The 24,215-nt window shown below is 64.3% G+C and carries 20 protein-coding genes; 9 read left to right on the top strand and 11 right to left on the bottom strand.

From position 1 onward, the window contains the following. Positions 1–325: 325 nt before the first annotated feature. From ybaK to Q8R73_RS05970, 4 genes are all read left to right on the top strand, one after another. Positions 326–799 carry a Cys-tRNA(Pro) deacylase gene (gene ybaK / locus Q8R73_RS05985; protein ID WP_305718615.1) on the top strand — a complete coding sequence of 158 codons (474 nt, stop codon included), beginning with the start codon at positions 326–328 and terminating at the stop codon, positions 797–799. Positions 800–939: 140 nt separating this feature from the next. After that, positions 940–1,875 (top strand): DMT family transporter, encoded by a 936-nt coding sequence (locus Q8R73_RS05980; protein ID WP_305718614.1) that lies wholly within the window; start codon positions 940–942, stop codon positions 1,873–1,875. Positions 1,876–1,956: 81 nt separating this feature from the next. Next, complete coding sequence (locus Q8R73_RS05975; protein ID WP_305718613.1) at positions 1,957–2,775, top strand: MlaD family protein; 819 nt, start codon at positions 1,957–1,959, stop codon at positions 2,773–2,775. Positions 2,776–2,919: 144 nt separating this feature from the next. After that, positions 2,920–4,080: an alpha-hydroxy acid oxidase gene (locus Q8R73_RS05970; protein WP_371126040.1), complete on the top strand. Its 1,161-nt coding sequence runs from the start codon at positions 2,920–2,922 to the stop codon at positions 4,078–4,080. Between the two features lie 91 nt (positions 4,081–4,171). Here the strand turns inward: Q8R73_RS05970 and Q8R73_RS05965 are convergent, their stop codons facing one another. Beyond that, positions 4,172–4,573, bottom strand: coding sequence for a DUF1330 domain-containing protein (locus Q8R73_RS05965; RefSeq protein WP_305718611.1), 402 nt, complete (start codon positions 4,571–4,573; stop codon positions 4,172–4,174). Between the two features lie 96 nt (positions 4,574–4,669). Between Q8R73_RS05965 and Q8R73_RS05960 the strand changes: the two genes are divergently transcribed. From Q8R73_RS05960 to Q8R73_RS05945, 4 genes are all read left to right on the top strand, one after another. Beyond that, on the top strand, positions 4,670–5,602 hold the full coding sequence (locus Q8R73_RS05960) for a DMT family transporter (protein ID WP_305718610.1): 933 nt from the start codon (positions 4,670–4,672) through the stop codon (positions 5,600–5,602). 124 nt (positions 5,603–5,726) lie between these two features. Further along, entirely contained in the window at positions 5,727–6,707 is a 981-nt protein-coding gene (locus tag Q8R73_RS05955) for a tripartite tricarboxylate transporter substrate binding protein (protein WP_305718609.1), read from the top strand. A gap of 149 nt (positions 6,708–6,856) precedes the next feature. After that, positions 6,857–7,900 (top strand): C-terminal binding protein, encoded by a 1,044-nt coding sequence (locus Q8R73_RS05950; RefSeq protein WP_305718608.1) that lies wholly within the window; start codon positions 6,857–6,859, stop codon positions 7,898–7,900. Positions 7,901–8,041: 141 nt separating this feature from the next. Continuing rightward, entirely contained in the window at positions 8,042–9,397 is a 1,356-nt protein-coding gene (locus Q8R73_RS05945) for an esterase-like activity of phytase family protein (protein WP_305718607.1), read from the top strand. A 177-nt stretch (positions 9,398–9,574) separates the two neighbouring features. On the opposite strand, the gene Q8R73_RS05940 is transcribed toward Q8R73_RS05945, so the two are convergent. The 8 genes from Q8R73_RS05940 to glmM form a co-directional block, all read right to left on the bottom strand. Next, on the bottom strand, positions 9,575–11,224 hold the full coding sequence (locus tag Q8R73_RS05940; RefSeq protein WP_305718606.1) for a mucoidy inhibitor MuiA family protein: 1,650 nt from the start codon (positions 11,222–11,224) through the stop codon (positions 9,575–9,577). Positions 11,225–11,459: 235 nt separating this feature from the next. Further along, the gene (serA, locus tag Q8R73_RS05935; RefSeq protein ID WP_305718605.1) at positions 11,460–13,049 is read right to left on the bottom strand and encodes a phosphoglycerate dehydrogenase; all 1,590 of its coding nucleotides are present in this window, start codon (positions 13,047–13,049) and stop codon (positions 11,460–11,462) included. Between the two features lie 122 nt (positions 13,050–13,171). After that, entirely contained in the window at positions 13,172–14,344 is a 1,173-nt protein-coding gene (locus Q8R73_RS05930; RefSeq protein WP_305718604.1) for a phosphoserine transaminase, read from the bottom strand. 190 nt (positions 14,345–14,534) lie between these two features. Next, positions 14,535–15,125: a glutathione S-transferase family protein gene (locus tag Q8R73_RS05925; RefSeq protein ID WP_305718603.1), complete on the bottom strand. Its 591-nt coding sequence runs from the start codon at positions 15,123–15,125 to the stop codon at positions 14,535–14,537. Between the two features lie 83 nt (positions 15,126–15,208). Then, complete coding sequence (locus Q8R73_RS05920; protein ID WP_305718602.1) at positions 15,209–16,033, bottom strand: outer membrane protein; 825 nt, start codon at positions 16,031–16,033, stop codon at positions 15,209–15,211. A gap of 221 nt (positions 16,034–16,254) precedes the next feature. Beyond that, positions 16,255–17,082 carry an outer membrane protein gene (locus tag Q8R73_RS05915; RefSeq protein ID WP_305718601.1) on the bottom strand — a complete coding sequence of 276 codons (828 nt, stop codon included), beginning with the start codon at positions 17,080–17,082 and terminating at the stop codon, positions 16,255–16,257. Positions 17,083–17,425: 343 nt separating this feature from the next. Continuing rightward, a complete protein-coding gene (locus Q8R73_RS05910) occupies positions 17,426–18,685 on the bottom strand; it encodes an MFS transporter (RefSeq protein WP_305718600.1) in 1,260 nt (419 codons plus the stop codon). Positions 18,686–18,786: 101 nt separating this feature from the next. Further along, the gene (glmM, locus tag Q8R73_RS05905; RefSeq protein ID WP_305718599.1) at positions 18,787–20,133 is read right to left on the bottom strand and encodes a phosphoglucosamine mutase; all 1,347 of its coding nucleotides are present in this window, start codon (positions 20,131–20,133) and stop codon (positions 18,787–18,789) included. 356 nt (positions 20,134–20,489) lie between these two features. On the opposite strand from glmM, the gene Q8R73_RS05900 reads away from it, so the two are divergent. After that, positions 20,490–21,626, top strand: a complete 1,137-nt coding sequence (locus Q8R73_RS05900; RefSeq protein WP_305718598.1) for an alpha-hydroxy acid oxidase — start codon at positions 20,490–20,492, stop codon at positions 21,624–21,626. 8 nt (positions 21,627–21,634) lie between these two features. Here Q8R73_RS05900 and Q8R73_RS05895 read toward each other — a convergent pair whose 3' ends face one another. Further along, a complete protein-coding gene (locus Q8R73_RS05895) occupies positions 21,635–22,828 on the bottom strand; it encodes an FAD-dependent oxidoreductase (protein ID WP_305718597.1) in 1,194 nt (397 codons plus the stop codon). Continuing rightward, positions 22,810–24,213, bottom strand: a complete 1,404-nt coding sequence (locus tag Q8R73_RS05890; RefSeq protein ID WP_305718668.1) for an NAD(P)/FAD-dependent oxidoreductase — start codon at positions 24,211–24,213, stop codon at positions 22,810–22,812. Before Q8R73_RS05890 ends, Q8R73_RS05895 begins: the two co-directional genes overlap by 19 nt. Positions 24,214–24,215: the final 2 nt, after the last annotated feature.

Raw genomic sequence — 24,215 nt, 5'->3', positions numbered from 1 at the left:
AAATCGGTTCCCAATCTTCCGGATCAAGCGCCCAGCCTAAATCACGGCCGGGGCCGCTCGCATGCGAGGCATACCATCGGATAAAGGATGCAGGCTATCGAAGCAAGCAGGAACGGGGGCATTCGACCGGGTTGGAGGTTCTCCAACCCATTGATATCCCCACAAGATTTGTGGCGGCGCGAGGGCACGGCGAGGATCGGCGGAGCAACGGCCCTGCTCTTGCGGCAGGAACAACGCCGGCGATACAGTGGCCACCACGCCGTTACGCTACCGCCCCGAAAATTGCTATCTGAACTCCCGGCACGAGATCCCGGAGCAATGGCCCATGTCGAAGACCACGCCTGCGACCCTGGCGCTGCGCAAGACCGGCTGCGCCTTCAAGCTGCACACCTATGTCTACGATTCCAGTGCCGAAAGCACCGGGCTGCAGGCCGCCGAGGCGCTCGGCGTCGACCCCAACCGCGTGCTCAAGACCCTGATGGCCGAAGTCGACGGCAAGCCGGTCTGCGTGGTGGTTCCGGCCGATAGCGAAGTCAGCATGAAGAAGCTCGCGGCGGCGTTTGACGGCAAGTCGGCGAACATGATGCGCCCGGCCGATGCCGAACGGCTGACAGGCTATCATGTCGGCGGCATCAGCCCGTTCGGGCAGAAAAAGCGCGTGCCGGTGGCGCTCGAGCAGACGGCGCTGAACCACCTGACCGTTTTCGTCAATGGCGGGCAGCGCGGATTGCAGATCGAAATCGACCCCCATGACGCCGCGATCGCCGCGGGCGCGGTCGCGCACGCGCTGGCGGTCTGATCGCGCCAACTCCCGCATGGTCGCGATGCGTCTTCCGCCATTGAAAGACGGCCAGAACCCGTGTCTGTGAGGCATGCCGGGTGAACATTCCGGCCCGGCCCTGCCGGGCCGGGCGCGGCGCCATGAACCGAGCCCAGAGAATGTCTGCTTCCAACCCCACCACCGGCGCCGCGACTTCCGGGAACTGGATCGCCAACCAGCCTTATCTGCTGCTGTCGATTACTGCGCTGTGCTGGGCCGGCAACGCCATCGTCGGCCGGCTCGCCGCCGGACATATTCCGCCGGTCACGCTGTCGTTCCTGCGCTGGTCGCTGGCATTTCTCATCATCCTGCCGTTCGCCTGGAAGCATCTGGTGCGCGACTGGGGCGCCATCCGCGGCCGGCTCGGCACCATGGTGATCCTTTCCGTCACCGGGATCAGTGCCTTCAACACCATGCAATACTGGGCGCTCGAGCACACCCAGGCGCTGAACACGCTGTTGCTGCAGTCATCCACGCCGCTGTTCGTCGCAATATGGTCGCTGCTGCTGCTCGGCATCCGGCTGACGCTGGCGCAGGCCGGCGGGCTCGCGGTGTCGCTGGCGGGCGTGCTGGTCATCCTGCTGCAGGGCGACCTGACGACGCTGAAGAACATCGAGTTCAATTTCGGCGACCTCATCTTCGTCACCGCCTTGGTGATCTTCGGGCTGTACTCCACCCTGTCCTTCAGGCGCCCGCAGATCCACGGCCTGTCCTTTGTCGGCTTCACCTTCGGCTGCGGCGCCGCCGCCCTGATTCCCCTGTTGGTCTGGGAACTCATGACCCGGCCGATGATGCAGCTCAACACCGCCAATCTGCTGACGCTGGTCTATGTCGCGGTGTTCCCTTCCACGCTGGCCTATCTGTGCTTCAATCGCGGCGTGCACCTGATCGGCGCCAACCGCGCCGCAGCGTTCTTTCACGTCGTCCCGATGTTCGGCGCTGCGATGGCCATCGTCTTTCTCGGCGAGCATCCGCGATTGTTCCACGTGATCGGCTTCGCGCTGGTTCTCACCGGTGTTTTCGTCGCCTCGCGCAGACCCTCGCCCGCGGCGTGACCCCTCACTGGTCCGGAAAGCGGTGACGGGGCGCGGCAATTGCGCTATCCCTTCACGCTGTCGAAAGCTGGAATACCGAACATGAAACCGCGGGCGAGCAGCCTGATGATCGGAACGTTGACCCTGGTGCTGATCGCCGGGGGATTCGGCGCGTTTCTCGGCATCCGGAAGTACGCCGGCATCCAGGGGCAGGTACCGCTTCGGGTCGTTTTCGAAGGCTCCGCATCCGGCCTTCACGAGGGCGGCAGCGTCAATCTGAACGGAATCCGGGTCGGCGAGGTGGTCTCGCTGACGCTGGACAACCCGCGCCGGGTGGTCGCGCTGGCGATGATCGACAGCGCCGCTCCGATTCGCAAGGACACCGAGGCAGGGCTCGAATTTCAGGGACTGACCGGCGTGGCGGCGATCTCGCTGATCGGCGGCGCGATCAACGGCCCTCCGGTTCCGCTGGACACGGACGGCGTGCCGGTGCTGACGGCCGATCCGGATGCGCTGCTGGACGTGCAGGAAAAGATCCGGGTGGCGCTGCGCAACATCGACCGTATCATCAAGGACAATCAGGTGGCGGTGAAGGATACACTGCTCAACTTCGAGACCTTTACGGCGAGCCTCGCGGGCAGCGGCCAACAGATCACCGACGTGGTCGATGCCGCCGACGATGTCCTGAAAGGCATCGACGGCAGCCTTGCCCAGACGGAAACGTTTCTGGCGAGCCTCGGCAGCGCCAAATATGGCGGCGACCTGCTGCCGACCGTGATCTCGCTTCGCGAACTGATCGAAAGTTTCGACAAGCGCTCCGGCGTCCTGATGGCGGATACCCGCCGCATGCTGCAGGATGTCAGCCAGTCGATCATCAAGGCGGACCAGAAGCTCGGCGGCCGTCCTCCGGCCAGGCGCTAGGCAGGTCGCGCGCGGCGGCGCTTGACCCTCAAGCCGCGCTGTCTCACCATCGAGGTCAAGATCCCCCGAAGAAGGCTCGCCGACGTGCACGACAAAACCGCGCTCACCCCTCCGCCACCCACAGTGCAACGCTCGACCGACGCCGTGCCCCGCGCCTTGCGGCGTTACCTTTCGCTCGACGATTTCGAGGCGACAGCCCGGCGGCGGCTGCCGAAATTTCTCTATGGCTATATCTCGGGCGGTGCCGAGACCGACGCCTCGGTGCGCGACAACCGCCGCGCCTTCGAGGAATACGGCTTCGTGCCGCGGGTGCTGAACGACGTCTCCGGCCGGGAACACACCACCACGCTGTTCGGCAAGACCTATGCGGCCCCGTTCGGCATTCCGCCGATGGGCTCGTCGGCGCTGTGCGCCTATCGCGGCGACATCGTGCTGACGCGCGCGGCGGCCGCGATGAACCTGCCGATGATCCTCAGCGCCTCGTCACTGATCACGCTGGAAGACGTGCGGCGCGAAAATCCCGATGCCTGGTACCAAGCTTACCTCGCCGGCGAGCCGTCGCGCATCGAGCCGCTGGTCGACCGGGTCGCCGCCGCCGGCTACGACACCTTTGTCGTGACCGCCGATGTGCCGGTACCGCCCAACCGCGAGAACAACATCCGCAACGGTTTTCAGGTCCCGCTGGCGATCACGCCGCGCGTCGCGTGGGATACCGTGACCCATCCGCACTGGCTGTTCGGCGTCTGGGCCCGCACGCTGATGAACCACGGCATGCCTCATTTCGAGAACATGGACGCCAAGCGCGGGCCGCCGGTGCTGGCCAAGAACCTGATGCGCAACATCGGCCATCGCGACCAGCTCGCCTGGAAGCATGTCGAGATGATCCGTCGCCGCTGGAAGGGCAGACTGGTGGTCAAGGGCCTGATCTCGCCTGCGGATGCCCGCATCGCACGCGAAAGCGGCGTCGATGGTGTCATCATTTCGAATCACGCCGGCCGGCAGCTCGACTTTACCGTGTCGGCCTTGCGCACGCTGCCGGAAATCGCCGCCGAAGCCGGCGGCATGACCGTGATGCTGGACGGCGGTATCCGGCGCGGCACCGACGTGATCAAGGCGCTGGCGCTGGGCGCGCAATTCGTCTTCGTCGGCCGGCCGTTGCTATATGCGGCGGTGGCCGGCGGCGAAGCCGGGGTGCAGCGCGCGCTGACCCTGCTGATGGACGAGATCAATCGCGACCTGGCGCTGCTGGGAATCCGCAGCATTGGCGAGATAACTCCGGATCTGGTGCGGCGGCTTGCGTCGTGAAGATGCTGTTGGACGACTTCGCATACCAACGAACGATCGGAATTATGGGTCCCGGCGTTCTTCGCCGGGACGACGCAAAACTTGTGTGCCACTAACCCATCTTGAATTTGCTGTAGGCCTCGGCGGTCGCGATGATCACGTGCTCGGCGCAGCCGTTGCGGCGATGCGGATCGCATCGTGTCTCGTAATCGGCAGAGGTCATCATGTCGATGAAAGCGGCGACCGAGGGATAATACACCAGCGCCAGATAATTCCATTGGTTGCCGTCCAGCCGGCCCAGCGCGACCGTCTTGGCGTCGCCGGTCCACAGCAGGGTGCCGCCGCGCGCCTTTATCATCGGCACCGTCAGCGCGCTGTAGCGCAGATACGCATCCCAACCCGAGCCGTCGCCGTCGAGCGAGCGGTCGTGAAACCGCATCAGGTTCACCATCACGACCGGCCCCTGGTGCTCCAGCTCCTTCAGCCCTTCGATATTCAACAGATCCACGCCCATCGCCTGCTCCTCCTTCGCTTGATTCCGGCATTGTAGCATTGCGGATGCGGGGCTTGTCGCGCGGCAGGATTCCGGCACAACTCCGTCCTGAAGCACATGACAACTCCCGCGCCGCCGCCTGCCCCCGGTCCGGTCAGGTGGCTCAATCACCAGCCCTATCTGCTCTTGAGCCTGACCTCGCTGTTCTGGGCCGGCAATATCGTGCTCGCACGCTATGTCGCCGGCCATGTGCCACCGATGACTCTGTCCTGCGTGCGCTGGATCGGCGCCTTCCTGATGCTGATGCCGTTTGCCTGGCCGCATCTGAAACAGGATTGGCCGGCGCTGCGCGCCCGCCTGCCTCTGATGGTGGCCCTGTCGGCCACCGGATTCGCCTTCAACAATGCGATTTCCTACTGGGCGCTGCAATATACCGAGGCGCTGAACGCCCTGTTGATCCAGTCGTCGGGACCGCTTTTCGTGGCGCTGTGGTCACTGCTTCTGTTCGGCATGCGGCTGACATCGGCGCAGTTCGCCGGCATCACGATCTCGCTGGCGGGCGTGCTGACCATCCTCTTGCGGGGCGATCTCGCGGCCCTGGTCGACATCCGGTTCAACCGCGGCGACGTGATGTTTGCCGGCGCGGTGCTGAGTTTCGGGCTGTATTCGGCGCTGATCACCCGGCGGCCGAAAATACACCAGCTCTCGCTGATTTCCTTCACCATCGGCTGCGGCGCGGTGCTGCTGCTGCCGTTCTCGATTCTCGAATTTTCGGCGGGTGTCCGGCTGAAGCCCGATGCGCTGACGCTGGCGACGGTCGTCTATGTCATGATCTTTCCATCGACGCTGGCCTACCTGTTCTTCAACCGCGGCATCGCGCTGATCGGACCGAACCGCGCTGCGCCGTTCCTGCATCTGGTGCCGGTGTTCGGCTCGGCGATGGCGATCCTGCTGCTCGGCGAGCAGCCGCGGCTGTTCCATCTGACGGGATATCTTCTGGTGCTGGCCGGCGTGGTGATCGCCTCAAGGCAGGCATCGGCGGCCGGTTGACCCCGCAGTGCCCCGATCATTCGCGGCGCAGACGGGCTTTCGTTTAGGCCCCCGGCAGGCTAGCGTGGCCGGCGAGAAAGCCATCAGAAAAGCCCCAAGAAGGCTCCAAGGGAGACGAAACGGAATGATTTTGCCATCGACACAACGCCTGCGCGCGGCCGTAGCCTTCGCATTGGCATTCGCCGGACTGACATCCGCCGCATCCGCGCAGGCGCCCTACCCGAACCGCACCATCACGCTGGTGCTGCCGTTCGCCGCCGGCAGCGGCACCGACACCACGACCCGGATTATCTCCAGGGAACTAGGCACCGCTCTCGGCGTCGGCATCGTGATCGAAAACAAGCCGGGCGCCAACGGCTCGCTCGCCGCGAGCCATGTGGCGCGATCCGCCCCGGACGGCTACACCCTGATGGTGTCGACGAATACGCCGCATTCGGCCAATCCCTATCTGATGAAGAACATGACCTACGATCCGATCAAGGACTTCACGCCGATCGCGCGGTCCGGCGATCTGCCGTTCATGCTGGTGATTCACCCGGATATTCCGGCAAACTCGGTAGCCGAACTGATCGCGCTGGCCAAGAAGGATCCGGGCAAGTATTCCTATGCCAGCGGCAGTTCCGCGGCGATCGTGTCGGGAGCGACGTTCGCCAGCCTCGCCGGCATAGAACTGCTTCACGTTCCCTACAAGAGTTCGCCGCCCGCGTTGACCGACCTGATCGCCGGGCGCGTCTCCATGATGTTCATCGATGTTCCGACCGGCCTGCCCCATGTCAACGCCAAGGCGCTGAAGGCGCTTGCGGTCACGACCAAGCAGCGCTCGGCCCTGCTGCCCGAACTTCCCACCATGGATGCCACGGTGAAAGGCTTCGACATCACGTCATGGCAGGGTTATCTCGGACCGGCCAACATGCCGAAGGATATCGTCACCCGACTGAACGCGGAGATCCGCAAGGTGGTCGAACGACCGGACATCAAGGGCCAGCTCGCCGACCGCGGCATGGAGGCGTTTTCAGGCCCTCCGGAAGAGTTCGCCGCGTTCCTGAAGGAGCAGCTGGTGGTGTGGGAGAAGCTGATCAAGGGCGCCGGAATCGAGAAGCAGTAGAGTCCGTTGCAGGGTCGGCAAGGCGCTTTTTGCGCTGTGCCGACCTTTCTCCGTCAGTCCTCGAATAAGCTGATCAAGATGGGAATAGAGGCGGCGACGAACGTCGCAGTCATAATCAACACCGAGATGTCAAATCGGGGAGCAAGGAAATGCCGAAATACAGGGTGGTGACGCCGAAGGGTGCGAGTTTCACCGTGGCCGGCGGCGGCTATGATTATGAGAAGGAAGCGCTCGATCCGATCGACGCCGAGATCGTCGAAGCCCCGGCCAATGAGGCGGAATTCATCGCCGCCGCCAGGAATGCCGATGCCGTCTACGCCAAGGGCATGCCGATCACCAAAGCGGTGATCGACGCCCTCGAAAACTGCAAGGTCATCACCCTCGGCAGCGTCGGTGTCGACAGCGTGGACGTGAAAGCCGCCACCGCGCGCGGCATTCCCGTCACCAACATTCCCGACACCTTCATCGAGGAAGTCGCCGACCACGCCATGATGCTGCTGCTGGCCGGCTTTCGCCGGCTGGTCGCGCAGGACCGGCTGGTCCGCGAAGGCCGCTGGCCGGAGGGCCGGCCGGCCCTGCTGAAGATCCCCAGGCTGATGGGACAAACGCTGGGTTTCATCTCGTTCGGCCGGGTGGCCCGCGCCGTCGCCAGGCGCGCCGCCCCGTTCGGACTGAGAATGATGGCCTATGATCCCTTCATTCAGGAAACGCTGATGGCCGATCATGGCGTCATGCCGGCAACCCTGTCCGAAGTACTGTCGCAGTCGGACTTTCTGTCGATGCACGCCCCGGCACGGCCGGAGGTTCACCACATGCTCGGTGAAAAGCACTTCCGGCAGATGAAGCCGACCGCCATCTTCATCAACACCGGCCGGGGCCCGACCGTCGACGAGGAGACGCTGATCAAGGCACTGCAGGAAGGCTGGATCGCCCACGCCGCCCTCGACGTCCTGGAGAAGGAGCCGCCGTCCCACAACAATCCGTTGCTGGGCATGGAAAACGTCACCCTCACCGCCCACGTCGCCTCGGCATCGGCACGCTTCGACGAGGCGCGCAAGCGCCGCGTCGGCCACGAATTATCGCTGGTGCTGCAGGGCATGTGGCCGGTGAGTTGCGTCAATCCGTCGGTGCTGCAGAATACCTCGCTTCGGCGCTGGCAGCCGGTCGGCATGGACCGCGGCCCCAACAGTTAGCCCTGCCAAGGCATCGAGGGTTCGGCGGCGGCGCGCAAGCCGCACGCCGTCCACAGGCGTCACGCACGTTTCATAAAGCCGTCAGCGTGCTGTAATGCACGCTGCGCAGAACACCGCATGGTCAACTCCAGGAGACTAACCATGCGCATGTCGTTGCTTTGTTCCGTCGCGTCGATCGTTCTGGCTACGGGGGCCGCGTTCGCGCAGGGCGAAGGCGAATTTCCCGCCACGCTCAAGGGCCATGCCGTGCTGCCGGCGCAATCCTTTGTCGACGCGCCCGCCGACGCACCGGCCGATCTCAAGACCGCGGGCAAATACACCACCGGCCGCCGGGTGGACGCCGTCGGCAGCGTGATGGGAAAATCCTACGAGCGCCCGACCGGCGTGTCGCTGCCGTTCAAGGGCCAGCCGCTGCAGGGCCATTCCGGCATCAAGGTGATGCCCGACGGATCGTTCTGGGTGCTCACCGACAATGGCATGGGCTCGCGCTACAACTCGGCCGATTCCATGCTGTACCTGAACCGGCACAAGATCGACTGGGCGACCGGCAAGATCGACCGCCAGGAAACCATCTTCCTGCACGATCCCGACAAGAAGATACCGTTCCGCATCCTGCATGAAGATACCGCCAAGCGCTATCTCACCGGCGCCGACTTCGACACCGAAGGTTTTCAGATCATCGGCGACACTTTCTGGATCGGCGAGGAGTTCGGCCCCTACATCCTGAAGGCCGACAAGACCGGCAAGGTGCTGGCGATGTTCGAAACCATGGCCGACGGCAAGCCGGTGCGTTCGCCGGATCATTGGTCGGTGCAGTCGCCGGCAACACCCGGCGCGAGCTACACGTCAGTCAATTTGCGCCGCTCCAAAGGCTATGAAGGCTTCGCGGCATCGAAGGACGGCAAGTTCCTGTACGGCCTGCTGGAAGGCCCGATGTGGGACGCCGACAAGAAGGACGTCGAAAAGGTCGACGGCAAGGAAGCCGCCCGGATCCTCGAATTCGACGTCGCGGCGGAAAAATTCACCGGCCGCTACTGGCACTATGTGTTCGAGCACAACGGCCTTGCGATCGGTGACTTCAACATGATCGATGCCACCAGCGGCCTGATCATCGAACGCGACAACGGCGAAGGCACCGCGGACAAGGCCTGCCCGCAGGGCACCCGCGGGGAGAACTGCTTTCCGGACCTGGCTAAATTCAAGCGGGTCTACAAGGTCGAACTCTCCGACGCCAATGTCGGCAAGCCGGTGCGCAAGATCGCCTATATCGACCTGATGAAGATCCGCGACCCCGACAAGAAGGCGAAGAAGCCGCTCAACGACGGCGTGCTGACCTTTCCGTTCTTCACCATCGAGAACGTCGATCGCGTCGATGCCACCCACATCATCGTCGGCAACGACAACAACCTGCCGTTCTCGTCGAGCCGCGATCCCAACAAGGCCGACGACAACGAGTTCGTGCTGCTGGAAGTCGGCGATTTCCTGAAGGCGAAGTAAGGCATTCGCTTCTCTGTTCTTCCCTTCTCCCCTTGTGGGAGAAGGTGTGCCTTCGCGAAGCGACGGCGGATGAGGGGTCTCTATCCGCGGAGACAGACCCCTCACCCGTCTCGAATGCGCAAGCCCATTCGATCCACCCTCTCCCGCAAGGGGAGAGGGGAAGAAGAAACAGCCGCCCTACCCGCCCGGCATCACGACGGTCTTGTCCTTGGGCCAGCGCACGCGCCAGGCGAAGGCAATTTCCCTGACCTCGCCGGGCCTGGCCTCGAACGCCCATTCCAGCACGCCGCGGCGGTCGCGCAGGTTGGTCGCGGTCGGCGCGGTCGTCGACGGCAGCATCTCGACCTGGATTTCCTCGTTCTCGCTGACCGGCAACTGGTCCTCGATCGCGATCCTGATCGGGAAGTCATGGCCGTTGCGCACGGTGGTCTTGAAACTGCGTTCGTCGGTCTTCGAGGTCGTCACGATCAGGCCCGCCGATCCCTCGTTGCGCTTGACCACGGTGCGTTCGATCTTGACCTTGTCGTCGGCGCCGAAACCGAGCCGCACCGGCTCGCCCCTGGCCGCGCCCGTCATCAGGCCGCGGCCGACAAACACACCGTCGCGATAGATCGAGACCCGGCCCGGCAGCAGCGGCGCATCCTCGCCCTGCGTGAAACGGGCTTCGAGAAATGCCGAGGGATCCCTGACCGGCGCGGAACGCACCGCCAGATCGGGCGCGATGGTCGCGGTGGACACGCGCAGGCTCTTGGCGCCTTCGCTGGCGCCAAGGCTGATCCGGCCGGGAATCCGGAACGTGACCTGGAAACCGCCGACTTCGACCGCGGCTTCCTGCTCGTCGGCGCGCCGGGCGACAGCCTCCGCTGCCATCGGGGCCGGCATAGAGCGAGGTTTTGCCGCATCCAGGGCAGCGCCCGCGGCCAGCGGACGCGGAGTTTCGCGGTATTGCACGATCAGTGAATTCAGCTCGGGCGCGCTGCCGCCCCGCGCGGTCCGGACCGTCGATACGGCCAGCGCGACGTTCGACCAGTCCTCGCCCGTGGTCTGTGTGATCTCGGCGCGGCGCACCAGTTCGAGCCCGGGCTTGCGGTCCTTGCCCCCAGTGTCGAGCCTGGCGTCGTACAGCGGCGTCCAGCGCGCCTGACGCACGGCGTAGGTCACCCGCAGCGTCGCCTTCGCAGCCGTGGCGGCGGCGAGATCGATCCGCACTTCGAGCTTGCTCGGCGGCTTGGCCGCGCGGTCGGATTCGAGCCGCGCGACCTCGCGGTCGATGTCGCTCTGCTTGCGTTCGGCGTCGCGGATCGCGGCGCCCGCGCTGGCGACTTCCTCGGCGACCGCGGCAAAGGCCGCGCGCCACTCGGCGAGCGGACGCGCCTCGCCCTTCTCGCCCAATCCGGCGGGCGAAGCCTCGGCAAAGCGCTCGGCAAATTTGCGGCGCGCGGTGGCGGCATGAATTGCGCCTGCGAGGTTGGCGCGCTCGTCCTTCAGCGCCTCGATGCGCCTGTCGAGTTCCGGCAGGTTGACCGGCGGCGCCGCGCGCGGCGGCCTTGTGTCGATGGCGCCGATGGTGAACCTGGCCCCCGCCTCGCCCTCGACCCGCAGCGAGGACGGATCCAGCGCCAGCGGGAAATCCTTCGCCACCAACGTGCTGTCGCCGGATGGCAGGTCGAGCGTGATGACGCGCGTCACGCTGGCGCCATCCGGATAGACCGTGACGGCATCGACGGCCGAAATGGCCTCGAGTTCGGCCGCCTGCGCCGGCATGGCGGCCAGAGCCGCAACCGCGACCAGGCTGGCCGTGACAAGAATGTTCGCAATCGTTCGCATGAATTTGCCTCCCTGAACTCTCGGCGCCATGGCCCCTAACCGGTCAAGCAACCCCGGCCAACGGGAGTCGCATCACCACCTGTGATGAGACGCCGCGGTCATGGAACCGGTTCGATTGAGGTAACCGTAAGGCGCGGCCAAGGCGGCGGCGGGGCGCGCGCGGTGGGGGCGATAGGCGAAGGGAGTATCTTACCCTCCCTATCAAGAGGAGGGTGAGAGCACGCGCGCCGTGAAGCTAGAACACCAGCGCTTTCGCCTGCTTGACCTGCGGCAGCGCCTGCACCTTGGCCAGCACGTCAGCCGGCACGGCGCCGTCGACCTCGACCAGCGCGATGGCATCGCCGCCCGGCTTGATGCGGCCGAGGTGGAAGGTGGCGATGTTGAGCTTGGCGTCGCCGAGCAGGCCGGCGAACTTGCCGATGAAGCCGGGCTTGTCCTCATTGGTGACGTAGATCATCGACTTGCCGAATTCGGCGTCGACCCGGATGCCCTTGATATCGACCAGCCGCGGCTTGCCGTCGGCATAGACGGTTCCCGATACCGAACGTTCCTGCCGTTCGGTGGTGACGGTCACGGTGATCAGGCTCTCGTAATCGCTCTGCGCCGCGCGCGCGACCTCGTCGACCACCATGCCGCGCTCCTTGGCAACCACCGGCGCCGAAACCACGTTGATGTCGCCCAGCATCGGCCGCAGCAGGCCCGACAGGGCGGCCGAGGTCAGCGCCTTGATCTTCATTTCGGCGACCTGGCCTTCATAGGTGATCTGCACCTTGAGGATGCCGCTCTCGGTGAGCTGGCCCGCGAACGAGCCGAGCTTCTCGGCCAGTTCGATGAACGGTTTCAGCTTCGGCGCCTCTTCCGCCGTGATCGACGGAAAATTGACCGCGTTTGAGATCGCGCCGCTCAGCAGATAGTCCGACATCTGCTCGGCGACCTGCAGCGCGACATTCTCCTGCGCTTCGGTGGTGGCGGCGCCCAGATGCGGCGTGCAGATCACGTTGGGATGGCCGAACAGCACGTTCGAGGTCGCCGGCTCCTCGACGAACACGTCGAACGCGGCGCCCGCGACATGCTTGGTATTCAGGGCATCGACCAGCGCCTGCTCGTCGACCAGCCCGCCGCGCGCGCAGTTGACGATGCGCACGCCCTTCTTCATCTTCGCCAGCGCCGCAGCGTCGATGATGTTTTTCGTCTTCTCGGTCAGCGGCGTATGCAGCGTGATGAAATCGGCGCGCTTGAACAGCTCGTCGAGCTCGACCTTCTCGACGCCGATATCCTTGGCACGCTCGGGCGACAGGAACGGATCGAACGCGACCACCTTCATGCGCAGGCCGAGCGCGCGGTCGGCGACGATCGCGCCGATATTGCCGCAGCCGATCACGCCCAGCGTCTTGCCGGTGATCTCGACTCCCATGAAGCGGTTCTTCTCCCACTTGCCGGCCTGGGTGGAGGCGTCGGCCTGCGGAATCTCGCGCGCCAGCGCCAGCATCAGGGTGATCGCATGTTCCGCCGTGGTAATCGAATTGCCGAACGGCGTGTTCATCACGATGATGCCCTTGGCCGTGGCGGCCGGGATTTCGACATTGTCGACGCCGATGCCGGCGCGGCCGATCACCTTCAGCCGCGTCGCCTTCTCGATGATCTTGGCGGTCGCCTTGGTCGCCGAGCGGATCGCCAGCCCGTCGTAATTGCCGATGATCTCGGCGAGCTTGTCCTTGTCCTTGCCGAGGTTGGGCTGGAAATCGACGTCGATGCCGCGATCCTTGAAGATCTGCACGGCGGCGGGCGACAGCGCGTCGGAAATGAGAACTTTGGGCTTTGTCATGGGATGTGATCCGTGATGGACGATGCATTTGATACCGTCACCCGCGGGCTTGATCCGCGGGTCCATCTTCCTGGATGGATGGCCGGGTCAAGCCCGGCCATGACGATGATGGGTATGGAGATCTATGCCGCCTTCGCGAGCGTCGATTTCATTTCCGCGAACGCCCAGTCGATCCACTGCGTCAGCAGCGCGACGTCGCCGGATTCCACCGTGGCGCCGCACCAGATCCGCAGGCCCGCGGGCGCATCGCGATAATGCGCGAAGTCGTAGCCGGCGCCTTCCTTCTCCACCAGAGCGACCAGCTTCTTGGAGAAATCGGCTTGCGCATCCGCGCTCAGCGACGTGATGGCGGGATCGATCACCTTCATGCACACCGAGGTGTTGGAACGGATCGCCGGGTCTGTCGCCAGGAAATCGATCCACGGCGTCTTCGCCTTCCAGTCGGCCAGCACTTTCGTATTCGCGTCGGCACGCGCCATCAGGCCCTTGAGGCCGCCGACCGACTTCGCCCAGTTCAGCGCGTCGAGATAATCCTCCACGCACAGCATCGACGGCGTGTTGATGGTCTCGCCTTCGAAGATGCCCTCGTTGAGCTTGCCGCCCTTGGTCATGCGGAAGATCTTCGGCAGCGGCCAGGCCGGCACGTAGCTCTCGAGCCGCGCCACCGCGCGCGGGCTGAGCACCAGCATGCCGTGCGCGGCTTCGCCGCCCAGCGCCTTCTGCCAGGAGAAGGTCACGACATCGAGCTTCGCCCAGTCGAGCGGCTGCGCGAACGCCGCCGAGGTGGCGTCGCAGATGGTGAGGCCTTCGCGGTCGGCGCTGATCCAGTCGGCATTGGGAACGCGCACGCCTGACGTGGTGCCGTTCCAGGTGAAGACGATGTCGGAAGCGGGATCGGCCTTGGAAAGATCCGGGATGTCGCCATAGCCGGCATGCAGCCTGATGACGTCCTTGAGCTTCAATTCCTTGACGATGTCGCTGACCCAGCCTTCGCCGAAGGATTCCCACGCGATCGTGGTCACCGGCCGCGCGCCGAGCAGCGACCACAGGGCCATTTCGACTGCGCCGGTATCGGACGCCGGCACGATGCCGATCCTGTAACCGGCCGGCACTTCAAGCACTTCGCGCGTCAACTCGATCGCGAGCTTGAGCTTGGCCTTGCCGATCTTCGCGCGGTGCGAACGGCCAAGGGCGGCATCCTTGAGATTATGGGCGGTCCAGCCGGGGCGCTTGGCACAGGGGCCGGAGGAGAAATGCGGCACATTCGGCCGCAATGCGGGCTTCGCAGCAGTCATGTTCTATCCTTCCAGATAGCTAGCCTCCCGTTGGGGGGAGGTGTCCCGCCGCGGTGATTAGTGGAATCGCCTGGAATGGTCAAGGAACTTTCGGCCGAGCAGGTATTGTACCGAAGATCAGGCATTCACAGGCCGGTGACAGTCGCTGTCGCTGAGCGGCTTGCGAATCCAGGCGTCGGGAACAAATGCCCTAACGCACGGGCTCCAGCCCGAGGGAGCGTTCGGCCTCGGCGATCCATCGCCGGATCGAGCCGTAGCCATCGAGGTGGAAACCACCCTCATGCGCCACCCGCGTATAGGCTAGCAGCGACACATCCGCGAGTGTGGCGGCGTTGCCGACCAGGAACGGCGTCGCCGCAAGCTGCTGTTCCATTCGCGCCAGCGCGAAATAGCCGCGCTTGATCTTGTCGGGGTCGAGGTCGGATGCCGCCTTGCCGAGATACACCATTTGATAGCGGCACACCGCGACATAGGGCTCGTGGCTGTACTGTTCCCAGAACAGCCATTCGTCCATCTTCGCCGCGGCAAAGTCATCCTTCGGAATGAGATCGCTGCCGCGCGCGAGATAGCGGATGATGGCGTTGGACTGGGCCAGCACGCGGCCGTCGTCGAACACGACCGTCGGAACCTGACCCGCGCCATTGAGCTTGAGAAACTCCGTGGTGCGCGTCTCGCCCTTCAGCGTGTCGACACTGACCCAGTCATAGGGCAGCGCGAGATGATCGCAGACCCATTTCACCTTCAGGCAATTGCCGGAATTTGTATCGCCGTGGATTTTCATCGTCTGCTGCCATCCGCTGACGCAACAGAGCAACAGGCAAAAGCAGCTCTGTCAATAGCGCCGCGGCAGCGCAGACAGATGAATCAGAATTTGTAGCCCAGTCCAAGGCGACCGGTGCTGACATTGGTGTCGATAACCGTGGCGAAGCGGGAATATTCCCATTCCGCCCGGAAGAACAGGTTCGATACCAATTGCACATCGACGCCGAGGCCGAAGGAATAGCCGTAGATCAGCTTGCTGTTGTTGGCCTCGGTCGCGCTCACGTCGAACGGCACATTGTCAAACGGAGGAGGGTTGGCCGCGTTGACCTGGGTTCCAAAAATGCGGGCGGTCCTGGTGATGTTGGCTTGTCCGAGCGCGACGCCGCCGAACGCATAGGGAAGGAAGGCGCCCCACGCATAGCCGGCGCGGACACGAAGCGAGGCCATGTCGGAAATCGTGATCGCCGAGGTGCCTTGATACGTCGCGCTGTTGGTGGAACCGGACGGCAGCGAGAAGAATCTCGACATGCTGTCGGTCTGCGATCCCCCGAAACTGCCATGCAGGTAGCTTGCTTCGAAACCAACAACGACGTCGTCCCACTGCGAGTTGTAACCCGCGAACCCGCCCCACCCGCTGCCATGGACCGAGACTTTCCCCATGATCGGCCATGACGAAATCTGCTGTTGGTTCTCCATCTCGGTGCCGGACAACAAGCTCGCGGCGATCGTTCGGGTCGAACCCGAGAAATTCATGTTGGAGGTGCCGTATCCGCCCTGGACGCCGACATAGGCGCCCTGCCAGTTGGCCGGGCGGCTGTTCAGCCCGTCCGTGAAGGCGCCACGCAGGATCGGGAGATCCAGGAGGTCACCCGCCTCGGCGCCGGACGCCGCCCCGAACATTACCGCAGCCAGCAAAATCCTACGCATTGCAACGCTCCATCGAACCCACTCTTACCTGGCGCTGATCATCCCCCGTTAACCTTAACCAATGGTTGTCGCCGGCCCGCGATCGGCATGTTCTGTTGAAGAACCGCGATTTTTTTCGATCGACTCCGGCAGCGGGCCCTGCGAAGCGCACGGCCGCGCACAACAAAACGGCGCGGGAAAATCCCGCGCCGTTAGGAAGTGTTAAGCAATCGAGGGTTCGATCAGCCCTTGCGCATCAGCGGCGGCGCGTAGACCGGCGGGCTGCTCAGATCCCAGCGCACGCCGAGCTTGAGGTCGTGCGAGGTGATGTTCTTGAACGTCATCGGGTTGTTGACGTTGTTGACGCCGTCGAAGGTGCGCAGGTCGCCGGTCAGGCCGTCGCCCATGTCGAGATAGCGATAGGCGAGTTCGACGGTGAAGTTCGGCGTGACCTTGTAGGCGACACCGGCGTGCACCGCCCATGCCAGATTCCACTTTGCGACGTTGTCGCCGTAGGCGAGACCCGGCAGCGCGCCGCCGCCATTGTTGGCGATGCTCTGATCGGTGAAGCCGTTGATGGCAACCCGCGCGCCGCCGACGCCGGCGCCGATGAACGGGGTCATGCACCACCAGGTGCCGAGATCGACATAGGCGTTGCCGAGCACCACCCACTCGTTCTTGGTGGCGTGATAGGTATCGGTGCCGATGCCGCCGGGATAGGTGATGTTGTCCTTGCCGAAATACTGCGAATTGCCGCGATACTCACCGGTGATGTCGGCGCGGAACCAGTTGTTGACCTTGTAGCCGACGCCGAGGCCGAAGATGCCCGCGGTGCCGAAGCTGTGGGTCTGGCTCTGGGTGGTGAGGCCGGCGTCGAGCGCGTTGGTCAGGCGATCGACTTTCTGATTGCTGAAGCCGATATCGCCGCGCAGGTACCAGCCGCCGAAGTCCTCGACGACCGGAGGCGGTGCGTATGCCGGCGGCGGCATGATGGCCATGTCGGCGGCGAAGGCTACCGACGACAACATTGATGCCGCTCCGGCGGCAACGAGAAACTTAACGCTACGCATTGGCTTCGTCCTTTTGTCCGGTGAGGCAGACAACGGAGGCCTCACATCAAAAACTCACGGTCGGAAGATGCCTCAAAATCCTTAAGCGGCACTTAACCCTAATTATTAAGGTTGATAATTCGTTGCGCAGGACGTGCTTCGCGTGCGCGGCCGGTGACGAGATCATGCGAAATTTCAATAATTTGCCACGCCACCGCATGCTGCAAACGCGGATACATTTTTTCCGATCGCGTTTGGAGAATTTCCTGCAGCAACGAGAACAGTCGCGGAAAACGGCGGAATCGCCACAATCGCTAACGATGTGTTGACGGAAATTCGGCGGTCGCCGCGTTTACATTCGCCATCAGCGCGAAGCTTTCGGCATCCTCGGCAGGAACACCGCGAGCAGCCCGATTGCCGGCAGGAACGCGCAGACCTGATAGACGAATTCGAGACCGGTATGGTCGGCGACCCTGCCCAGCACCGCGGCGCCGACGCCGCCGATGCCGAATGCGAATCCGAAGAACACCCCGGAGATCATGCCGAACCGGTGCGGCATCAGTTCCTGCGCGAACACGATGATCGACGACGTCGCCGATGAAATGATCAGGCCGATGAACACCGTCAGCACCGCGCTGGCGAACAGCCCGGCATGGGGCAGCGCCAGCGTGAAGGGCAGCGCACCGAGAATGGAAAACCAGATGACGTATTTGCGGCCGAAGCGATCGCCGAGCGATCCGCCGAAGAAGGCGCCGGCGGCGTTGGCCGCGAGAAACAGGAACAGATAGAGCTGCGCCGCCTGGGTCGATACCTGAAATTTTTCGATCAGGTAGAAGATGTAATAGCTCGACAGGCTGGAGACATAGAGCTGCTTGGAAAACAGCAGCGCGACCAGCACCACCAGCGCGATCTTGACCCGGCGCGAACCCGGCGCGTCCGGATGCGACGGCGGCGGCGTCATCTTCGTCGCGATTTGCGGCCGGTACCAGAGCCCAATCCGCCACAGGATGATGATGGCCAGGAACGCGATCGAGGAAAACCAGGCGATGCTGGGCTGGCCGAACGGCACCACGATCAGCGCTGCCAGCAGCGGCCCCATCGACGTTCCGAAACTGCCGCCGAGCTGGAAAACCGATTGCGCGAAACCGTAACGCCCGCCGGAGGCCAGCCGGGCGATCCGCGCCGACTCCGGATGGAACACCGCCGAGCCCAGCCCGACCAGTGCCGCCGCGATCAGGATCACCGGGTATTGCTGGGCGACGCTGAGCAGCAGCAGACCGAAGAACGTGAATCCCATGCCGATCGCGAGCGAGAACGGCTGTGCCTTCCTGTCGGTGAAATGCCCGACCACCGGCTGCAGCAGCGACGCGGTGAACTGGAACGCCAGCGTGATCATGCCGATCTGCGCGAAGTCGAGCGCGTAATTGTCTTTCAGGATCGGATATACCGATGCGATCAGCGACTGCATCGTGTCGTTGAGGAAATGCGACAGGCTGATGCCCGCCAGCACGACGTAGGCCGGCCCGGCCGTGGCTGCGGCCGTCGCGGCGGCTGGCGTGGCGAGATCGGGCACCACCACCGGCGCGACCAGCGCCTCTTCACTGACGATGACGGGCCTGTTCAACGGCTCAAATCCCGGATTCGGAAAGCGCAATGGCTCTTCCTACGACGGAGGCGCCGCGCCGACCAGCCGCAATGGAAAATGGCTGCGTTGCAATCCCGCGCCTACGCCGCGGCGGCGTGCCCAAGCGCGGAGACGATGTCATCGACCACTTCCTCGACCAGGATGCGGTCGTCGCCCTCGCCCATCACCCGGATCACGGGCTCGGTGCCGGAGGAACGCACCAGCAGCCGGCCATGGCCGTTGAGCCGCCTTTCGCCGGCGTCGATCGCCGATTTGACCTCGGCGTCGTCGAGCGGCTTGCCGCTGCGGTAGCGCACGTTCTTCAGGATCTGCGGCAGCGGATCGAAGCGGTGACAGACCTCCGATACCGGGCGGCGCAGCTTCTGCACCACCGCCAGCACCTGCAACGCGGCGACGAAGCCGTCGCCAGTGGTGGCGTAGTCCGACAGGATGATATGCCCGGAAGGCTCGCCGCCGACATTGTAGCCGCGGCTCAGCATCTGCTCGAGCACGTAGCGGTCGCCGACCGGCGTGCGGATCATCTCGATGCCCTGCCCCTCGAGGAAACGCTCCAGCCCGAGATTCGACATCACGGTGGCGACGATGCCGGGCTTGGCGAGCCGGCCGTCTTCCTTCCAGCTCTGCGCGATCACCGCGAGCAGCTGGTCGCCATCGACGATATGGCCGCGCTCGTCGACCAGGATCACCCGGTCGGCGTCGCCGTCGAGCGCGATGCCGATGTCGGCGCGCATCTCGCGCACCTTGCGGCTCAGCGCTTCCGGCGAGGTGGACCCGCATTCCTTGTTGATGTTGAAGCCGTCGGGTTCGACCCCGATCGAAACGACGTCGGCGCCGAGCTCCCAAAGCGCCTCCGGCACCACCTTGTAGGCCGCGCCATGGGCGCAATCGATTACCACGCGCAGGCCGTCCAGGCTGAGATCGCGCGGCAGCGTGCGCTTGGCGAATTCGATGTAGCGGTCATGGACGCCGTCGATGCGGCGGGCGCGCCCGAGGCTCGCGCTCTGCGCCAGCCGCTTGTCGAGCGACTCGTCGAGCAGCAGTTCGATCTGCTTCTCGACGTCGTCGGAAAGTTTGAAACCCTGCGGGCCGAACAGCTTGATGCCGTTGTCCTCGAAAAGATTGTGCGAGGCCGAAATCATCACGCCGAGATCGGCGCGCATCGACTTGGTCAGCATCGCCACCGCCGGCGTCGGCATCGGGCCGAGCAGCAGCACGTCCATGCCGACCGAGGTGAAGCCGGCCACCATGGCGTATTCGATCATGTAGCCCGACAGGCGCGTGTCCTTGCCGATCACGACGCGGTGGCGATGTTCGCCGCGCTGAAACACCAGGCCTGCGGCCTGCCCGACCTTGAGCGCCAGCTCCGGCGTGATCAGACCATTGGCACGGCCCCGAATCCCGTCCGTCCCGAAATATTTGCGGCTCATGTGACCCCCAGCTTCATCCCGGCTTCTCCCATCCACCGGCGAGAAACCGCGAACGCCGCCTATCGTGGCGTGCAAAGGGGGTTATAGGGCCTCGGGGGCTAAAATGGCTTCAAAAAATATGATGAATCATTACCGGCGCCCGGCCGGCGGCCTGGTCCCTAATATGCTGTAAATGCATGGTTATCCCGCCGTCCGGGGCGCTGGCCGGTGACATGGCAGGATCCGAACTCCCCGGATAAAGCCTTCTCCGGCCCTCCCCCAGGGTCCGGACCGGCGATATTGCCGGGGCCTCAGGCATGCTAGATGATCGGTCAAAGCGACAATACAAGACCATGCGAGAAGGGCCGGGAACGCTTATGAAACACATCACCTGCATCGAGGACCTGCGCCAGGTCCACAAGCGCAAAGTGCCGAAGGCGTTCTTCGACTATGCCGACCGCGGCTCCTATTCGGAGGACACGCTGCGCGCCAATGTCGACGATCTGCAGGCCATCAAGTTCCGCCAGCGCATCCTGGTCGATGTGTCGAAACGCGACCTCTCCACCACCATCCTCGGCGAGCCCGCCGCGATGCCGCTGATCCTGGCGCCGGTCGGGCTGACCGGCATGCAATATGGCGACGGCGAAATCCATGCCTGCCGCGCCGCGCAGGCCGCGGGTATTCCCTACACCCTGAGCACGATGTCGATCTGCTCGATCGAGGACGTCGCCGCCAATGTCGACAAGCCGTTCTGGTTCCAGCTCTACGTCATGAAGGACCGCGGCTTCATCAAGGCGCTGATCGAGCGCGCCATCGCCGCGAAATGCAGCGCGCTGGTGCTGACGGTCGACCTGCAGGTGATCGGGCAGCGTCATGCCGACATCAAGAACGGCATGACAGTGCCGCCGGAATGGTCGCTGTCGAAACTGGTGGATTTCGCCAGCAAGCCGGCCTGGGTCGCCGGCGTGCTGCGCGGCAAGCGCCGCACCTTCGGCAATCTGGTCGGCCATCTCAAGGGCACCGACGACATCACCGCGCTGGGCACCTGGATCGCGACCCAGTTCGACACTTCGCTGAACTGGAAGGACATCGAGTGGATCCGCTCGATCTGGCCCGGCAAGCTGGTTCTGAAGGGCATTCTCGACGTCGAGGACGCCGAGGAAGCGGCCAAGACCGGCGCGCAGGCGCTGGTGGTCTCCAACCATGGCGGCCGCCAGCTCGACGGCACGACGTCTTCGATCGAGGCGCTGCCCGAAATCGTCGACGCCATCGGCGCGCAGATGGAAATCATGTTCGACGGCGGCATCCGTTCCGGCCAGGACGTGATGCGCGCGCTGGCGCTCGGCGCGCAATCCTGCATGATCGGCCGCGCCTATATTCACGGCCTCGGCGCCTTCGGCGGTCCCGGCGTCGACAAGGCGCTCGACATCCTGCGCAACGAACTCAGCGTCACCATGGGCCTGTGCGGCGTCAACACCATCGCCGAGATCGACGACCACGTGCTGGCGATCTGAAAGGAAAATCACAGCACCGGCATGGACGGCTCCGGTGCAGAATAGCGCTGGTATCGACGCATCCAGCGCCGGTCCAGCCAGTTCTTGAACGTCCACACCCAGTCGCCTTCCACGACCAGTCCGTTCCGGGTCGCTATGGCGTGACGCTCGCCCGTGGACACGATGTACAAAGCGTCCTGTTGCGGGGAATAGTGGCGGAGCTCTTCGCCGGCCACAAGACGGCGAATGTTCTGCGCCAGAACGGGTCCCTGGCGCACCGCATAGACGCCGGATTTCGGCAGCTTTCTCGGCAGGAACGCCGCCACGTCGCCGACCGCGAAAACGTTGTGATTCCCGACAGCTCGCAGCGTCGGGTCGATCGCGATGAAACCACGCGGGTCCAGTTCGAGCGCCGTGGCTCCGAGCCACTCGGGAGCGGCGGCCTCGGTTGCCCAAACGACCTCGTCGGCTGAAAGGCCCGGGTGTCCTTCGATCTGAATGTGGCCCGGCCGGACCTCCGTCACCCGCGCATCCGTCACGATTGCAATGCCGCGTTCGCCGAGCACACGTTCGAACTTGCGTTGAAATCGGGCGGGGAAGGTCGTCAGGATAGCCGCGGAGGCGCTCACCAAGGTGAATTGCACCCCGGACTGCAATCCGGCAGCGGCCATTTCGACCGAGAGCCGCCGCTGCATCGACAGCGCGAGCTCGACACCGGCGGCACCGCCGCCGACCACCACGATGTGGCTGCCTGCGGACCTGCGCATGACGCGGTGACGCAGAGCCTCGAACCGATCGAGAAAGCCATCGATCGGCTTCACCGGGATGGCATGGTCCGCCGCACCCGGAATGCCGCCGATGGTGGGCGTCGACCCAATGTCGAGCGATACGATATCGTAGGGAACGGCCGCCGCGTCACGGCACATCACGCTGCACGATTCCAGATCGAGTCCGACCGCCTCCGACTGCAGAAACCTCGCCCCGGCGGCAACGGCCAGCGGCCTTGTGTCGATGCGCGTCTCCTCCAGACGGTAATTGCCCGCGATCAGCCCCGGCAGCATCCCGGAATAGGGCGTGTATCGGGAGCGCGTAATGAGCGTGAGGCTGACATCCGGCGGCGGAGATTCAGCGAACGACCTCAGCACCTCAACATGCGCGTGGCCGGCTCCGACCAGGACGACGTTCTGCGGCGGCCGCGATGCGCCTACCATATCGGCAGCCATTGCAATGCTCCAACGACCCGGCTCGTCCTGTCGTTGAACAGCAGCGGCTGATAGTACTGGCTTGCCGCTGCCTTTCCGATTTCGCTCATCGTGGGATAGGGCAACATCAGATCGGTGATCGCCTTGAGCGTGAGCCTTTGCTTGATGGCCAGGCACCACAGCCCGATCATTTCTCCGGCCGACGGCGCCAGTATCGACGCCCCCAGAATGCGGCCCCGCGGGCCGAGGATAACCTTGATCGATCCGGTGGTACGACGCTCGGCGACCGCCCGGTCATTGGTTCGCAACGCGACGCGCTGCACCGAAACCTTGCCGCCAAGGCTTTTGCGCGCCTGGGCTTCCGTCAGGCCGACATGCGCAAGTTCGGGGTCGGCATAGGTCACCCATGGCAGGGCCCGGTAATCGACCCTGGCCGGAAGTCGAAAGGCAAGGTTGCGCACCACGATCCCGGCCTGATATCCGGCCACATGCGTGAAATGAGGCGCGTCGATCACGTCGCCCAGCGCGAAAATATGCCTTCGGTTGGTGCGCAGCCGGCCATCGACGACAATGCCCCTGGCATCATGGACCACGCCGGCGGCATCGAGCTGCAAGTCCTGCAGTTGCGGAGATCGTCCGGCGGCGACGAGCAGGTGCGAGCCCGAAACTGAGTTATCGCGGCCATCCCGCCGGAAGCCTGCCTCCACGCGGCCCGGCCCGTGCCGGATCGAAGAAATTTCGACGCCTTCGAGCAGCACGATTCCTTCGTCACGAAGCACGCCGCGCAGATCGTCCACGAGTTCGGGCTCGTCGTGCGGCAGTATCGCGTCACGCTCCAGGATCGTGACGGCGGCCCCGAGCCGGCGATGCGCCACGGCCATTTCGATCCCGATCGGCCCGCCGCCGATGATGACAAGATGATCCGGCTTCTCGCGCAAGCCGAATATGGTGTCGTTGGTCAGGGTTGCGGACGGATCCAGCCCCGGGATTTTCGGGATGACTGCTTTCGATCCGGTGGCTATGACGAACCATCTTGCGCGCAGCCGGGCATCGCCGATCTCCATGGTTTCCGCATCGACAAACCGGGCCGTGTCGCGCAGCACCGTGACGCCGAGTTTCTCGAAACGGGCGACCGAGTCATGCGGCGCGATCGTTTCGATGACCCCGCGCACGCCGTCATGCACGGCGGCGAAATCCACATCGGGCGTCGATCCGCTGACGCCGGCAATCTCCCAGCCGCCATAGCCATGCGCCGTCTTCGCTGCGGCGAGCAGGGCTTTCGACGGAACGCAGCCGGAATTAAGGCACTCCCCGCCCATCTCGCCGCGTTCGATGAGGACCGTCTTCAAACCGAGCTGGGACGTCCCCGCGGCCACCGATAGACCGGCAGAACCCGCACCGACCACGC

It is taken from the genome of Bradyrhizobium sp. (assembly GCF_030697065.1).
In the GTDB taxonomy this organism is placed as follows: Bacteria; Pseudomonadota; Alphaproteobacteria; order Rhizobiales; family Xanthobacteraceae; genus Bradyrhizobium.
The sequence above is the reverse complement of the archived record's forward strand: the minus strand, read 5'-3'. Positions and strand labels throughout refer to the sequence as shown.

Coding starts and splice junctions, on each gene's coding strand:
- ybaK (WP_305718615.1), top strand. CDS start 326: ATGTCGAAGACCACGCCTGCGACCCTGGCGCTGCGCAAGACCGGCTGC.
- Q8R73_RS05980 (WP_305718614.1), top strand. CDS start 940: ATGTCTGCTTCCAACCCCACCACCGGCGCCGCGACTTCCGGGAACTGG.
- Q8R73_RS05975 (WP_305718613.1), top strand. CDS start 1,957: ATGAAACCGCGGGCGAGCAGCCTGATGATCGGAACGTTGACCCTGGTG.
- Q8R73_RS05965 (WP_305718611.1), bottom strand. CDS start 4,573: ATGGGCGTGGATCTGTTGAATATCGAAGGGCTGAAGGAGCTGGAGCAC.
- Q8R73_RS05960 (WP_305718610.1), top strand. CDS start 4,670: ATGACAACTCCCGCGCCGCCGCCTGCCCCCGGTCCGGTCAGGTGGCTC.
- Q8R73_RS05955 (WP_305718609.1), top strand. CDS start 5,727: ATGATTTTGCCATCGACACAACGCCTGCGCGCGGCCGTAGCCTTCGCA.
- Q8R73_RS05950 (WP_305718608.1), top strand. CDS start 6,857: ATGCCGAAATACAGGGTGGTGACGCCGAAGGGTGCGAGTTTCACCGTG.
- Q8R73_RS05945 (WP_305718607.1), top strand. CDS start 8,042: ATGCGCATGTCGTTGCTTTGTTCCGTCGCGTCGATCGTTCTGGCTACG.
- Q8R73_RS05940 (WP_305718606.1), bottom strand. CDS start 11,224: ATGCGAACGATTGCGAACATTCTTGTCACGGCCAGCCTGGTCGCGGTT.
- serA (WP_305718605.1), bottom strand. CDS start 13,049: ATGACAAAGCCCAAAGTTCTCATTTCCGACGCGCTGTCGCCCGCCGCC.
- Q8R73_RS05930 (WP_305718604.1), bottom strand. CDS start 14,344: ATGACTGCTGCGAAGCCCGCATTGCGGCCGAATGTGCCGCATTTCTCC.
- Q8R73_RS05925 (WP_305718603.1), bottom strand. CDS start 15,125: ATGAAAATCCACGGCGATACAAATTCCGGCAATTGCCTGAAGGTGAAA.
- Q8R73_RS05920 (WP_305718602.1), bottom strand. CDS start 16,033: ATGCGTAGGATTTTGCTGGCTGCGGTAATGTTCGGGGCGGCGTCCGGC.
- Q8R73_RS05915 (WP_305718601.1), bottom strand. CDS start 17,082: ATGCGTAGCGTTAAGTTTCTCGTTGCCGCCGGAGCGGCATCAATGTTG.
- glmM (WP_305718599.1), bottom strand. CDS start 20,133: ATGAGCCGCAAATATTTCGGGACGGACGGGATTCGGGGCCGTGCCAAT.
- Q8R73_RS05900 (WP_305718598.1), top strand. CDS start 20,490: ATGAAACACATCACCTGCATCGAGGACCTGCGCCAGGTCCACAAGCGC.
- Q8R73_RS05895 (WP_305718597.1), bottom strand. CDS start 22,828: ATGGCTGCCGATATGGTAGGCGCATCGCGGCCGCCGCAGAACGTCGTC.